The following is a 12,810-nucleotide window of genomic DNA, read 5'->3' as shown; positions in this document are numbered from 1 at the left end:
CGCGCAACACGTGCAGCCGCTCCATCAGGGTGGACCGGTTGGGAAGGCTGGTGAGGCCGTCGAAATGCGCGAGGCGGTGAATTTCATCGGCAGCGCGCTTGCGTTCGGTGATGTCCTGCTTGAGCTCCACATAGTGGCTCACGCGGCCGTCGGTCTGGCGGATGGGGGCCACCACCACAGATTCGATCAATTCCTGCCCGTCCTTGCGGTAGTTCACCTGCTCGCCTGCCCAGCTGTCACCGCGCGCCAGTGTGGTGCGCAGACCCTCGCGCTGCGCGGGCGCCAGGCCGTTGCTGGAATAGTCTGCCGAGGCGCGGCCCACCACCTCGTCGCGCGCGTAGCCCGTGCGGCGCACAAAGGCCTCGTTGACGTACTCGATGTCCTCGCGCAGATCGGTGATGACGATGGCCTCTGGACTTTGCTCCACTGCCCGCAACAGCTTGCGCAGCGACGCCTCGCTGGCTGCCAGGTTGGCCGCAGTCTGCTGGGCCTCACGCACCCGGCTCATGTAGTTGCGGCGCGACAGCAGCGTGGCTGCAGCGGTCAGCACCAGAATGCCTGCAAGGTACACAGCACCCGCCACGCGGTTGGCCACCTGAACGGGCTTGAGCAACCCCTGAACGTCCGCCCAGATGAAACCCAGGAACAGCAGGGCCGTGAGCCCCACAAGCGTTAGCGTGGCACGCGCTCCCAGCAGCCATCCGGCCAGCACAATGATCACGGGGTAGTTCAGCAGGTTGGGGCCGTTCACGCCGCCATTGCGAGCCGCCACCAGCGACACCGATACCCACACGCCCCACACCAGCAGATAGGTGGCCAGCGTCCACCGCCGCCAGCGGGCCAGCAGAAGCGCCGTGCCGCCAATGCAGCCAGCGACAAAGTTGAGCGCCACGCGCACCGGCTGCACGGGCTGGTCCCACAGCAGCAGCAAGCCGATGACAAAACCCAGCAACATCACGGACCAACCCGCTACGCGCACCAGGTGGCGCGTTGTAGCGTCTTCGTGGTCTGGCAGCGGAACAACGGGGGCTTCGGCCATGGCGACGGGAATTACGGGGGAGGAAACCATCGTAACCGCAGGCATAGAAAACGCCTATGAACAAAACGCCGCTGGAGTGGCTGCGGCGCCCATCCATCGGCATCTGCATCGGTGTCACCAAGAACCGTCGCCAGCTTCGGCCCAGAGTGGCCGCAGCAGCCTACAGGCCCGCAAGCGCAGGCCTTATCAATCAGTCCGCGTCGCTGTCCGGCGCAGGCTCGCGCACGCCAGAGCCCTTGCCCTTGGCCTTGGCACGCGCGTCTTTCTTGGCCTGGCGCTTGGCGTCTTCGGCCAGGCCTGCAGCACGCCAGGCTCCAAACTCGGCGGGCGTTTCCAGCGTGATGCGGCCCAGGATGGCGGTGCGAAAGTCCGTCATCACAATCTCGGCCGTCTTTTGGAGGTTGACCTTGCCGCCACCCAGCATGGCGCCGCGCTTCTTGCCGATGGCTGCGAGCAGTTCCTCGTCGTGCATCGTGGCCACGGCACCTGCAGGCAGGCCCAGCTTGTAGCGGGACTCCAGCAAGGGGGCGTAGTGTTTTTGCAGGCGGCGCAGCAGCTCCAGCGCCACCAGTTCCTCGTCGTAGGCATTGCGGCCCACGGCGCCGCTGGCGGCCAGGTTGTAGCCACTTTCGGGCACCACAATGCGCGGCCACAGCATGCCCGGCGTGTCCCACAGGTAGAAGTCGTCGGCCAGGGTGATGCGCTGCTCCAGCTTGGTGATGCCCGCCTCGTCGCCCGTCTTGGCATGGCGCTTGTTGGTCAAGGTGTTGATCAGCGTGGACTTGCCCACGTTGGGCACGCCGCAGATGAGTACCCGCATGGGCTTGGCCATGCCCCCGCGGTTGGGCGACAGCAGATGGCAGGCGTCGATGAGCTTGCGCGCAGGGGCGGGGTCGGACGCATCCAGCGGCACGGCGCGCGTGTCGCTCTGGGCGTTGTACCAGTCCACCCACAGCGCAGTGCGCTCGGGGTCGGCCACGTCCTGCTTGTTGAGCACCTTGAGCGTGGGCTTGTGGCCCGTGATCTCGGCCAGCAGCGGGTTGGCGCTGGAGCCAGGCAGGCGCGCGTCCAGCACCTCGATCACCACGTCAATGTCCTTGATGCGTTCGGTGATGGCTTTGCGGGTCAGGTGCATGTGACCGGGGAACCACTGGATGGCCATGCGGGGGTACTTTCTTCTTGATTCAACAGGTTCTGAGGGTGGCAAGGATAATCGCGGTCCCACTTGCACCACGCCACCGCGCTATTTGACCTCCATGCCAGCCCCTCTCGACAACTCGCGCAAAGCCAATGCCACCAAGGCCGACAAGGAGCTGCTGTTCAAGGGCGTGACCCTGGCCCTTATCGGCCTGGTCATCTTGCTGGCGCCCTATGTCGCCCGCTCCAGCAGCGTGCGCGACCTCATGATCCAGGCGGCGCTGGTGGGCTGGTTTGCGCTGGTGCTAGGCATAGCATTCGGCGTGCAGTACGGCCTGCGCCGCGCCAAGGCGGGGCGCCGCCAGCCGTGACCTTGCCCGGGTGGACGGCCCCGGCACCGGCTGCGGACGGCGCCACGGCGCAAGCCATGTTCGCGGCACTGCAGCAACGCGCGGCCACTGCGGGCATCACGCTGCGCAACCCGCCGCCCGAGCCCACCACCTGCTGTGGGCGTGGCTGCAATGGCTGCGTGTGGGAAGGATTCCTGGACGCCGCCGAATACTGGCGGCAAGAGGCTCTGCTGCAGCTGCAAGACTGATTTTGAAGCCGTTTGGGCTGGTAGCGCTAGTGCGATATGCCCAAGCAGCTACCAAATTAATAGCACGCCCCCGCCACTCGGCGCGGTCGCACCCTCAGCCCAGCTGCTCCACCGCCATGTACTGCTCGCGCCATTCTTCAAACGGGAGCGTGTCTGCGGCTTCGATGGCCTTTTGCGCGGCAATCGACTCATCGGCCATCGCCAGGTAACGCGCCTGCTGCTCGGCCGTCCAGGGCAGGGCCAGCAGTGCGTCGCGGGCGGCGATGGACTGCTGCCGTGCAAAGGCTTCAAAGTGGTGCTGGTGCTCGCGCGCCATGCTGTCCAGCACGCGGGCCGATGGTGTGCGCTCGGGCGCAGCCATCAGTGCGCGGGCATCGCGCAGTGCAGCGCTGTAGTCGTTGGTGCCATGGGTGGCATCCAGCGCGGCGGCCAAGGGCTCGCAAGCGGCCAGCACTTCAGTGCCCCACTCGGTCAGCGGCACGCTCTGGCCGTTGCGCGACAGGCGCAGGCCGGGCTCGCGGCCCCGCTCTGCGGTGAGGTGCTGGTTCTGCTTGAGTTCGGCAATTTCTGCGGGCGTGTCCGGCGGGCTGTCGGACAGCAGGCAGTGCAGCAAGAACACATCCAGCAAGCGCATGGTGGGTGCGGTGATGCCCACGGGCACGAACGGGTCCAGGTCCATCAGGCGCACTTCGACGTATTCGACCCCGCGCTCGCGCAGGGCATGCAGCGGGCGCTCGCCCGTGCGCACCGTGCGCTTGGGGCGGATGGTGCCGTAGAACTCGTTTTCGATCTGCAGCAGGCTGGTGCCGAGCTGGTTGTAGTCACCGCCGGGATTGCGCACACCCACGGTTTCGTAGGCGGGGTATGGCTTGGTCAATGCCTCGTGCAGCGAGTTGGCGTAGCCCGTGAGGCCGTTGTAGCTCACGGCCAGCGTGGCTTGCGCGTCGCTCTGGTAGCCCAGGCGGCCCATGCGCAGCGATGTGGCGTGGGGCAGGTACAGCGCGCTGCCGCCCTCCATGCGCTCCAGGCGGTGCTCGCGCCCCTCCACAAAACAGGGGCACAAGGCGGGTGAGGCGCCAAACAGGTACAGCAGCACAAACGCGTGGCGCCGGAAATTGCGAATCAGCGCGAAATACTGCTCGCTGTCCACGCCCGGCAGCGACCAGTTGTAGTGAATGCCCGAAATGGTCTGCATGCGCCGGCCATAGCGGTGGCCCAGGCCCATGCGGTATACGCTCTTGGCGCGGCCCACGTTGGAGCTGCCGTAGCGGCCGATGGGAATGGTCTCGTCCGTGGGCAGGCCGCAGGGCATGCTGGAGGCCCACAGCAGCTCGCCGCCGCTGTCCTTCAGGGTGTGGTGCACGAACTGGTGCACCTCGGTCAGCTCATCCAGGCACTGCTGCACGCCCTTGTGGGCGCCAGTGATCAGCTCCAGCTGCGACTCGCTGTAGTCCGTGGTGATCAGGGGATGTGTGAGGGCCGAGCCCAGCGCCAGCGGGTGGGGGGTGAGGGCCAGGCCGCCGGTGGGCAGCACGCGCAGCCCTTCCTTTTCGATGCCACGGCGAATCCCCCCCAGGGCGTCCGCCGGGTAGGCGGCCAGTCTCTCGTGCAGTTTGCTCATATGTTTATACCGATCCAACTTCTGTCGGCCCGGAACTTAGCACGTTGAGCGCTGGCCCGCCCAGAGGGGTGTCAAGCCCTTGCGGCCAAAGCGCGTCCAACCTCGTTGGTTCCCTGCGCTGCGCCACTTTGTGGTACTTGCTCGCCCGCCCGCTCCGTCACCTCGGCCAGGCGGGCGGCCAGTTGCTCGGGCACATCGGCGCCAATGCCCAGATGGATACCTTGGGTGAGGGTGATGTGGGCGGCTTCGAACGTGCCCGCACCGGCACACAGGATGGTGCGCGTGGGCGCGCTTTCGTGCGCCAGCACCAGCATGGCGGGCACCACGGCCTCGGGCTTCAAGGCGTCCAGCACTTCCTGGGGCATCAGGCCCTCGGTCATGCGCGTGGCGGCCGTGGGGGCCAGGGCGTTCACGTGGATGTTGTACTTGGCGCCCTCGATGGCCAGGGTCTGCATCAGCCCCACCTGGGCCAGCTTGGCTGCGCCATAGTTGGCCTGGCCAAAGTTGCCATACAGGCCGGTGGACGAAGTGGTCATCACGATGCGGCCATATTGCTGGGCCACCATGTGCGGCCACGCGGCCTTGCAGCAGTTGGCGGCGCCCATCAGGTGCACATCCACCACCAGGCGGAAGTCATCCATGCTCATCTTGGCGAACGACTTGTCGCGCAGGATACCGGCGTTGTTGACCAGGATGTCCACCCGGCCCCAGGCGTCGATGGCCTGCTGCACCATGGCCTCGACCGCCGCAAAGTCGGTGACCGACGCGCCATTGGCCAGCGCCTCGCCGCCCGCAGCGCGGATCTCATCGACCACGGCCTGCGCCGCACCCACGGTGCCGCCGCTGCCGTCCACCGCGCCGCCCAGGTCGTTGACCAGCACCTTGGCGCCGCGCTTGGCCAGCGCCAGAGCATGCTGGCGGCCCAGGCCGCCGCCCGCGCCCGTAACGATGGCCACGCGGCCTTGGAAATCAATACCCATGGTGAAGGTTCTCCTGTTGTCTTGGTCAATCGGTCAGTGGAATAAAAACCTCTGGCACCTGCCCGAATGGGCTGGCGCCGCGCGCTGCACTGTAAGCCACAGCGCGGCCCGTGCAGGTTGCACAGGCGACTGGCCCCTCCACCACCTCCACCAACGCTGGCCGAGCACCGCACACGCCCACGCGGCACATTGGGAATAATGGGTGCCTGCGCCAGCCCCGGGGTAGCGGCCGGCGCAGTCCTCCTGAACTCATTTTTTGATAGCTATTGGCGTATGTAACACCTGCGCTATCGGCCATTTTTACCCAAGGATCTCCCATGAAAGCAATCTGGAACGGCGTGGTGGTTGCCGAGAGCGACGACACCGTGGTGGTGGAAGGCAATCACTACTTTCCCGAAAGCGCGCTGCACCGCGACTACTTCACGTTCAGCAACCACAAGACCACCTGCGCCTGGAAGGGCCAGGCCAGCTACCTGTCGCTGCTGGTCAACGGCGAGATGAACACCGACGCCGCGTGGTTCTATGCCGACCCCAAGCCCGAGGCCGCCGAGATCAAGGGTCGCGTCGCGTTCTGGAAGGGTGTGAAGGTCACGGCCTGAAACGGCCTGCCAGCACCCTGCGCAGGTTATCCCTGCGCGCACTGGACAATCGTGTGGATAAGTTTTGGCAAGTCCTGTATGACAACGCCAAGTGCTTGATTTGCAAGGAAATGCACTGCATTGCCTTATTTTTAGGCAACCCGGTAAATCATGGCGTGGGTTATCCCGGCGCACATTGGACAATGGTGTGGATAACCTTGGATAAGCCTTGTATGGCACGCTTAAGTGGTTGATTTGCAAGGAATATCCTTGCATTGCTCAAAAAACAGGCAATTGCAGAACGTCCTTTGCCACGTGCGGCCGATACCCCTTCACAGGCATCCAAACCCCGGTTATCCCTGCCCGCACTGGACAATCTTGTGGATAACTGTGAACAAGCCTTGTATGACAGTCTTAAGTCATTGATTTACAAGGCAACTTCTTGTGCCGCTGAAAAAACAGGCAGCAGGGGTGGGTAAATCGTCTGCGGTACAGTGCACGGCGGCCCTTGGTTGGCCGCTCTTTATTTCATAGCTGCCAGCGCATGATCCACTAGCGCTTGCGGCCAAAAACACTCCATCTACCAGTGTCCACCACGTACCTTCAGCACAGTCCCGCCGCAGAGCGCAACCAGGGCCCCATCCTGGCGCAGCTGCTGGCGTTGCTGCCCAACACCGGCGCCGCGCTGGAGATTGCCAGTGGCACCGGGCAGCATGCCGCGCACTTTGCCGCCGCCCTGCCCGGCTGGACCTGGCAGCCCACCGACCTGCAGGACACCCACTTCGCCTCCATCACCGGCTGGGCCGCACAGGCCGGTGCCCGCAACGTGCAGGCGCCCCGGCGGCTGGACGTGCTGCACGACCAGTGGCCCAGCGACGGCCCGGCATTCGGCGCCGCGTCGTTCGAGCTGGTCTACTGCGCCAACATGCTGCACATCGCCCCCTGGGCCTGCTGCACCGGGCTGATGCAGGGCGCCGCCCGCCACCTGGCGCCAGACGGCCACCTGGTCACCTACGGCCCCTACCTGGAAGACGGCGTGCCCACCACCCCCGGCAACCTGGCCTTTGACGCCAGCCTGCGCGCGCAAGACGCCGCCTGGGGCATCCGCCGCATCGAAGACGTGATGGCGGTGGCCGCCCAGGCCGGCCTGCAACTGGCCGCGCGGCACGCGATGCCCGCCAACAACCTGCTGCTGGTGTGGACCCACGCCGCCCACCAACCCTGAAGAGACACGCCCATGACGACACCCACCGCCGCTCCCTTCTTCATCGCCAAGGTCGAGCCCGATGGCACCCAGTGCGACGCCTGGCCCGAGCAGCCGCTGCTGCTGTCCATGGAGCAAGGCGGCATCGATTGGCCCAGCTCCTGCCGCAACGGCACCTGCCGCACCTGCCTGGGCCAGCTGGTCGAAGGCACGGTGCGCTACGCCATCGAATGGCCAGGCCTCACGGCCGAAGAAAAGGAAGAAGGTTGCGTGTTGCCCTGCGTGGCCTACCCCACGTCGGACGTGGTGCTGCAGGGCAGCGCCATCTGATCTGCGTCAGGCACCGCGCCTTTCAAACACCAAGCAGGCCCCGGTGCACTAAAATCCGGGGCTTTGGGGGCACGATGCCCCTTTGACGTGCGGCAGCGCCGCATCGCATGTTCTTTGGGGCGGTTTCTTGGAGGCACCACAGTTGCCTTCGGCCACGGGGACCTGTGCTGCAGCACACCGCCAGCTGGCAACCGCCAGAGGCTCCACAGAAAGCCCCGACCTTCCATGAACACCCCCCTCACCCCCGTGCCGATCTCGCCCGTCGAGGACATCGTGGCCGAGATGCGCGCCGGGCGCATCGTCATCCTGGTGGATGAAGAAGACCGCGAAAACGAAGGCGACCTCGTCCTGGCCGCCGACCATGTGACGCCCGAGGCCATCAACTTCATGGCCCGCTTCGGCCGGGGCCTGATCTGCCTGACATTGAGCCGCGAGCGCTGCGAGTTCCTCAAGCTGCCGCCCATGGCAGCGCGCAACGGCACGGTGTACAGCACGGCGTTCACCGTCTCCATCGAAGCCGCCGAGGGCGTGACCACCGGCATCTCGGCCGCCGACCGCGCCCGCACCGTGCAGGTGGCCGTGGACCGCAACAGCCAGCCCAGCGACCTGGTGCAGCCCGGCCACATCTTCCCGCTGCAGGCGGTGGACGGCGGCGTGCTGATGCGCGCCGGCCATACCGAAGCCGGTTGCGACCTGGCCGCCATGGCGGGCTGCAGCCCCGCATCGGTGATCTGCGAGATCATGAAGGACGACGGCACCATGGCCCGCCTGCCCGATCTGCAGCTGTTTGCCGCCGAGCATGGCCTCAAGATCGGCACCATCGCGGACCTCATCGAATACCGCAGCCGCAACGAGTCGCTGGTCGAAAAGGTCGGCACGCGCACACTGCAGACGGCGTATGGCGAGTTCACCGCCCATGCCTTCCGCGACAAGCCCAGCCAGGCCGTGCACCTGGCGCTGGTCAAGGGCCAGTGGAGCGCCGACGACGTGGTGCCCGTGCGTGTGCACGAGCCGCTGTCGGTGTTTGATGCGCTCGAAGTCAACCGCTCCATGCACTCCTGGGGCCTGGACACCAGCCTGCAGTACCTGGCCAAACAAGGCAAGGGCGTGGCCGTGCTGCTCAATTGCGGCGAAAGCGCCTCCCAGCTGCTGGCGCAGTTTGAAGGCACCGCCCGCTCCGCCCAGGCGCCCGAGCGCGGCCGCATGGACCTGCGTACCTACGGCGTGGGCGCGCAGATCCTGCGCGAATGCGGCGTGCACAAGATGGCCCTGATGGGCCAGCCGCGCCGCATGCCCAGCATGACAGGCTACGGCCTCGAAATCACCGGCTTCATCCCCAAAGAATAAAGACAGGAACAGGATCACTATGTTTGGCGCAGACAAAGGCACCGCAGACGAACTGGACGGCAAGAAGCTGCACATCGGCATCGTGCAGGCCCGTTTCAACGAGAGCATCACCAACACCCTAGCCGCCGCGTGCCGCGCAGAGCTGCTGGCCCTGGGCGTGCAAGAAAAGCACATCAAGCATGTGCTGGTGCCCGGCGCACTCGAAGTGCCCGTGGCCCTGCAGGCCATGGCCGAGAGCGACGAGTACGACGCGCTGATCGCGCTGGGCTGCATCATCCGCGGCGAGACCTACCACTTCGAGCTGGTGGCCAACGAATCGGGAGCGGGCGTCACGCGCCTGTCGCTGGACTACCAGATCCCGATTGCCAACGCCATCATCACCACCGAGAACATGGAACAGGCCATCGCCCGCCAGACCGAAAAGGGTGTGGACGCGGCCCGCGTGGCGGTGGAAATGGCCAACCTGCTGGACGAACTGTCATGAGCGAAAACACCCCCACGCCATCGTCGGCACGCCCACCCAAGCAGAGCCGCACCGGCCTCAAGAGCACCGGCACACGCAAGGCTGCCTCCAAGTCCAACCGCAGCCGCGCGCGCGAATTCGCGTTGCAGGCGCTGTACCAGCACCTGGTGGGCGGCAACGACGCCACGGCCATCGACGCGTTCACGCGCGACCTGGCGGGCTTTCACAAGGCCGACTCGGCGCATTACGACGCACTGCTGCACGGCTGCATCGAGCACGCTGCCAGCATGGACGCACTGATCACCCCCCTGCTGGACCGCAAGATGGCCGAGATCTCGCCCATCGAACACGCCACCATGTGGATTGGCGTGTACGAGTTCCAGAACTGCCTGGATGTGCCCTGGCGCGTGGTGCTCAACGAGTGCATCGAACTCGCCAAGGAGTTCGGCGGCACCGACGGCCACAAGTACGTGAACGCCGTGCTCAACGGCCTGGCCCCGAAGCTGCGCGCAGTGGAAGTGGCCGCCGACAAGGCCGCAGGCGCGGGCGCTGCCTGAACCTGCCCTGCCCCGCTGCCGCCCTGACCATTGAACCGGGGCGGCTTGGTTTCTTTTCTTTCTACGCCCTCACGCCACCACGTCCACAAGGCGCCCGGTCGGGGCAGGATGCCATTCCATGAAGTTTTCCACGCGCGCCGAGCGCATTGAACCGTTTTATGTGATGGAGGTCGCCAAGGCCGCGCAGGCCCTGGCCCGCGAGGTGGCTGGCACGCGCGAACCGATGATCTTCTTGAACATCGGCGAGCCCGACTTCACCGCCCCGCCCCTGGTGCAAGAAGCCGCTGCCCGCGCCGTGCAGAGCGGCGCCACGCAGTACACCAATGCGCTGGGCCTCGATGCGCTGCGCGAACGCATCAGCGGCTGGTACCAGAGCCGCTTCGGCGTCAACGTGCCTACGCGCCGCATCGTGGTCACCGCAGGCGCATCGGCCGCGCTGCAGCTGGCGTGCCTGGCACTCATCGAGTCGGGCGACGAGATCTTGATGCCCGACCCCAGCTACCCCTGCAACCGCCACTTTGTGAGCGCCGCAGAAGGCAAGGCCGTGCTGCTGCCCACCACGGCGGCCGAGCGCTACCAGCTGAGCGCCGACAAGGTGCGTGCGGCGTGGAATGAAAAAACGCGCGGCGTACTGCTGGCCTCGCCGTCCAACCCCACCGGCACCTCGATTGCGCCCGACGAGCTGCGCCGCATCCACGACGTGGTGCGGTCGCACGACGGCATCACGATGATCGACGAGATCTACCTGGGCCTGTCGTACGAGGAAGAGTTTGGTCACACCGCACTCGCCATCGACGACAACATCATCAGCATCAACAGCTTCAGCAAATACTTCAACATGACCGGCTGGCGCCTGGGCTGGATGGTGGTGCCCGACGCGATGGTGCCCGTGGTCGAGCGCTTGGCGCAGAATCTGTTCATCTGCGCCAGCACCGTGTCGCAGCATGCAGCGCTGGCCTGCTTCGAGGCCGAGAGCATTGCCGAATACGAACGCCGCCGTGCCGAGTTCAAGGCGCGGCGCGACTTCTTTATCCCTGCCCTGCAGTCGCTGGGCCTGAGCGTGCCCGTGATGCCCGATGGCGCCTTCTACGCCTGGGCCGACTGCACGCAGGCCGCGCAGCGCCTGGGCGTGGCTGGCAGCTGGGACTTAGCGTTTGAGCTGATGCGCCGCGCGCACATTGCCGTCACGCCAGGGCGCGACTTTGGCACGGCCGAGCCCGAGCGGTTCATCCGCTTCTCGACAGCCAACTCGATGGCGCAATTGCAGGAGTCCGTGGAGCGACTGCGCAAGCTGCTCGGATGACCAAGGCGAGCAACCCCACGATGGCGTTTGAATTTCCGATCCGGATCTACTGGGAGGACACCGATGCCGGTGGCATCGTGTTCTACGCCAACTACCTCAAGTTCTTTGAGCGCGCGCGCACCGAGTGGCTGCGCTCCTTGGGTGTGGGCCAACAGCAGTTGCGGGAACAAACCGGCGGCATGTTTGTCGTAACCGACGCGCAGCTGCGCTACCACCGCCCAGCGCGGCTGGACGATGAACTGATTGTTACCGCCGCTCTGCAAAGCAGTGGCCGCGCATCGTTGACAATAGTGCAGCAGGCGCTCCTGAAACCAGAGCAGATGACCGACCATCCCCCGACCTTGTTGACCGAAGGCACCATCCGCATCGGATGGGTGGACGCAGCGACAATGCGCCCCGCCAGAATTCCCAGCACCCTCCTGGAACAACTCACACCATGAATTCCCAAAACATGTCCATCATCTCCCTGGTGCTGCACGCCAGTTGGGTGGTGCAACTCGTGATGCTGCTGCTGCTGGGCGTGTCGGTGGCCAGTTGGGCCGCCATCTTCCGCAAGCTGTTTGCCTTGAAGCGCGTGAAGACATTGAACGAGGATTTCGAGCGCGAGTTCTGGTCGGGCACCAGCCTGAACGACCTGTACGCAGCGGCCGCCCAGAACGCCAAGCAGGCCGGCCCCATGGAACGCATTTTTGCCAGCGGCATGCGCGAATACCAAAAGCTCCGTGAACGCCGCATCACCGACCCTGGCACCTTGCTGGACGGCGCCCGCCGCGCGATGCGTGCGAGCTTCCAGCGTGAGATGGATGTGGTCGAGTCGAGCCTTTCCTTCCTGGCATCGGTCGGCTCCGTATCGCCGTATGTGGGCCTGTTCGGAACCGTGTGGGGCATCATGCACGCCTTCACCGGCTTTGCAGGCATGGAACAGGTCACGCTCGCGACCGTGGCCCCAGGCATCGCCGAGGCGCTGGTCGCCACCGCCATCGGCCTGTTCTCGGCCATCCCGGCCGTGATCGCCTACAACCGCTTTGCGCGCGACATCGACCGCGTGGCCACGCACCAGGAGACCTTCATCGAAGAGTTCTCCAACATCCTGCAGCGCAACCTGGGCGCCCAGCCCGCGTCCACAGGCCACACGGCCTCGGGCCACTGATCCGGGAGGCGCCCCATGCCCGCCATGGCATCCCGCGGCCGAGGCCGCCGCACCATCAACGAGATCAACATGGTCCCGTTCATCGACGTCATGCTGGTGCTGCTCATCATCTTCATGGTGACAGCGCCCATGCTCACCCCCGGCTCCATCAATGTTCCCACCGTCGGCAAGGGTGTCAAACCACCCAAGACTTTCGGGCAGGTCATCATTCAAAAGGATGGCAGCCTCCAGCTGAAGACCGGAGACATCGAGCGCCCTGTCACCCTGCAAGGGCTCGGAGCTGCCGCTAAATCATGGCAAGCCACACAGGCACCAGACACACCCGTCTTGATCACGGCCGACAAGGGCGTGCAGTACGAAACCGTGGTGAAGGCGATGGACGCCCTGCAAAAGGCAGGCGTGCAACGCGTAGGCCTGTCGGTCAAGCAAGGCGGTTGAACCGAACCCGCCCGGCACCGCTCAGACGCCCATGCACGCCCACTCCGACCGCGACCAGTTTGCCC

The 12,810-nt window shown here is 65.5% G+C and carries 16 protein-coding genes; 12 read left to right on the top strand and 4 right to left on the bottom strand.

Going from position 1 to position 12,810, the window contains the following annotated elements; translation table 11 throughout:
• The coding region (locus DBR23_RS30230) for a PAS domain S-box protein (RefSeq protein WP_233250250.1) at positions 1-1,039 on the bottom strand (1,039 nt) is incomplete at its 3' end.
• A gap of 190 nt (positions 1,040-1,229) precedes the next feature.
• On the bottom strand, positions 1,230-2,201 hold the full coding sequence (gene ylqF / locus DBR23_RS03260; protein WP_108497302.1) for a ribosome biogenesis GTPase YlqF: 972 nt from the start codon (positions 2,199-2,201) through the stop codon (positions 1,230-1,232).
• Positions 2,202-2,295: 94 nt separating this feature from the next.
• Between ylqF and DBR23_RS03255 the strand changes: the two genes are divergently transcribed.
• Both DBR23_RS03255 and DBR23_RS03250 read left to right on the top strand, forming a co-directional pair.
• A complete protein-coding gene (locus DBR23_RS03255) occupies positions 2,296-2,547 on the top strand; it encodes a hypothetical protein (protein ID WP_108497301.1) in 252 nt (83 codons plus the stop codon).
• Positions 2,548-2,603: 56 nt separating this feature from the next.
• Positions 2,604-2,774 carry an oxidoreductase-like domain-containing protein gene (locus tag DBR23_RS03250; RefSeq protein ID WP_056747202.1) on the top strand — a complete coding sequence of 57 codons (171 nt, stop codon included), beginning with the start codon at positions 2,604-2,606 and terminating at the stop codon, positions 2,772-2,774.
• A 94-nt stretch (positions 2,775-2,868) separates the two neighbouring features.
• Here DBR23_RS03250 and gshA read toward each other — a convergent pair whose 3' ends face one another.
• On the bottom strand, positions 2,869-4,395 hold the full coding sequence (gene gshA, locus DBR23_RS03245) for a glutamate--cysteine ligase (protein ID WP_056747032.1): 1,527 nt from the start codon (positions 4,393-4,395) through the stop codon (positions 2,869-2,871).
• A 71-nt stretch (positions 4,396-4,466) separates the two neighbouring features.
• Complete coding sequence (locus DBR23_RS03240) at positions 4,467-5,375, bottom strand: SDR family oxidoreductase (RefSeq protein ID WP_099730762.1); 909 nt, start codon at positions 5,373-5,375, stop codon at positions 4,467-4,469.
• A gap of 317 nt (positions 5,376-5,692) precedes the next feature.
• Between DBR23_RS03240 and DBR23_RS03235 the strand changes: the two genes are divergently transcribed.
• From DBR23_RS03235 to DBR23_RS03190, 10 genes are all read left to right on the top strand, one after another.
• Positions 5,693-5,974 carry a DUF427 domain-containing protein gene (locus DBR23_RS03235; protein WP_056064826.1) on the top strand — a complete coding sequence of 94 codons (282 nt, stop codon included), beginning with the start codon at positions 5,693-5,695 and terminating at the stop codon, positions 5,972-5,974.
• Between the two features lie 565 nt (positions 5,975-6,539).
• Positions 6,540-7,178 carry a DUF938 domain-containing protein gene (locus tag DBR23_RS03230; RefSeq protein WP_108497300.1) on the top strand — a complete coding sequence of 213 codons (639 nt, stop codon included), beginning with the start codon at positions 6,540-6,542 and terminating at the stop codon, positions 7,176-7,178.
• Between the two features lie 12 nt (positions 7,179-7,190).
• Positions 7,191-7,487 carry a 2Fe-2S iron-sulfur cluster-binding protein gene (locus DBR23_RS03225; protein ID WP_056064834.1) on the top strand — a complete coding sequence of 99 codons (297 nt, stop codon included), beginning with the start codon at positions 7,191-7,193 and terminating at the stop codon, positions 7,485-7,487.
• Between the two features lie 225 nt (positions 7,488-7,712).
• The gene (gene ribBA, locus DBR23_RS03220; protein ID WP_099730764.1) at positions 7,713-8,834 is read left to right on the top strand and encodes a bifunctional 3,4-dihydroxy-2-butanone-4-phosphate synthase/GTP cyclohydrolase II; all 1,122 of its coding nucleotides are present in this window, start codon (positions 7,713-7,715) and stop codon (positions 8,832-8,834) included.
• 19 nt (positions 8,835-8,853) lie between these two features.
• The gene (gene ribH / locus DBR23_RS03215; RefSeq protein ID WP_108497299.1) at positions 8,854-9,318 is read left to right on the top strand and encodes a 6,7-dimethyl-8-ribityllumazine synthase; all 465 of its coding nucleotides are present in this window, start codon (positions 8,854-8,856) and stop codon (positions 9,316-9,318) included.
• Positions 9,315-9,854: a transcription antitermination factor NusB gene (nusB, locus tag DBR23_RS03210; protein ID WP_060983965.1), complete on the top strand. Its 540-nt coding sequence runs from the start codon at positions 9,315-9,317 to the stop codon at positions 9,852-9,854. The genes ribH and nusB overlap by 4 nt, the downstream gene beginning before the upstream one ends.
• A gap of 118 nt (positions 9,855-9,972) precedes the next feature.
• The gene (locus tag DBR23_RS03205) at positions 9,973-11,157 is read left to right on the top strand and encodes a pyridoxal phosphate-dependent aminotransferase (protein ID WP_108497298.1); all 1,185 of its coding nucleotides are present in this window, start codon (positions 9,973-9,975) and stop codon (positions 11,155-11,157) included.
• Positions 11,158-11,177: 20 nt separating this feature from the next.
• Positions 11,178-11,597 (top strand): tol-pal system-associated acyl-CoA thioesterase, encoded by a 420-nt coding sequence (ybgC, locus tag DBR23_RS03200; RefSeq protein ID WP_108497304.1) that lies wholly within the window; start codon positions 11,178-11,180, stop codon positions 11,595-11,597.
• Complete coding sequence (tolQ, locus tag DBR23_RS03195) at positions 11,594-12,307, top strand: protein TolQ (protein WP_015015035.1); 714 nt, start codon at positions 11,594-11,596, stop codon at positions 12,305-12,307. Before ybgC ends, tolQ begins: the two co-directional genes overlap by 4 nt.
• A gap of 15 nt (positions 12,308-12,322) precedes the next feature.
• On the top strand, positions 12,323-12,745 hold the full coding sequence (locus tag DBR23_RS03190) for an ExbD/TolR family protein (protein ID WP_108497297.1): 423 nt from the start codon (positions 12,323-12,325) through the stop codon (positions 12,743-12,745).
• Positions 12,746-12,810 lie beyond the last annotated feature (65 nt).

This window comes from Acidovorax sp. HMWF018 (assembly GCF_003061035.1).
In the GTDB taxonomy this organism is placed as follows: Bacteria; Pseudomonadota; Gammaproteobacteria; order Burkholderiales; family Burkholderiaceae_C; genus Acidovorax; species Acidovorax delafieldii.
The sequence above is the reverse complement of the archived record's forward strand: the minus strand, read 5'-3'. Positions and strand labels throughout refer to the sequence as shown.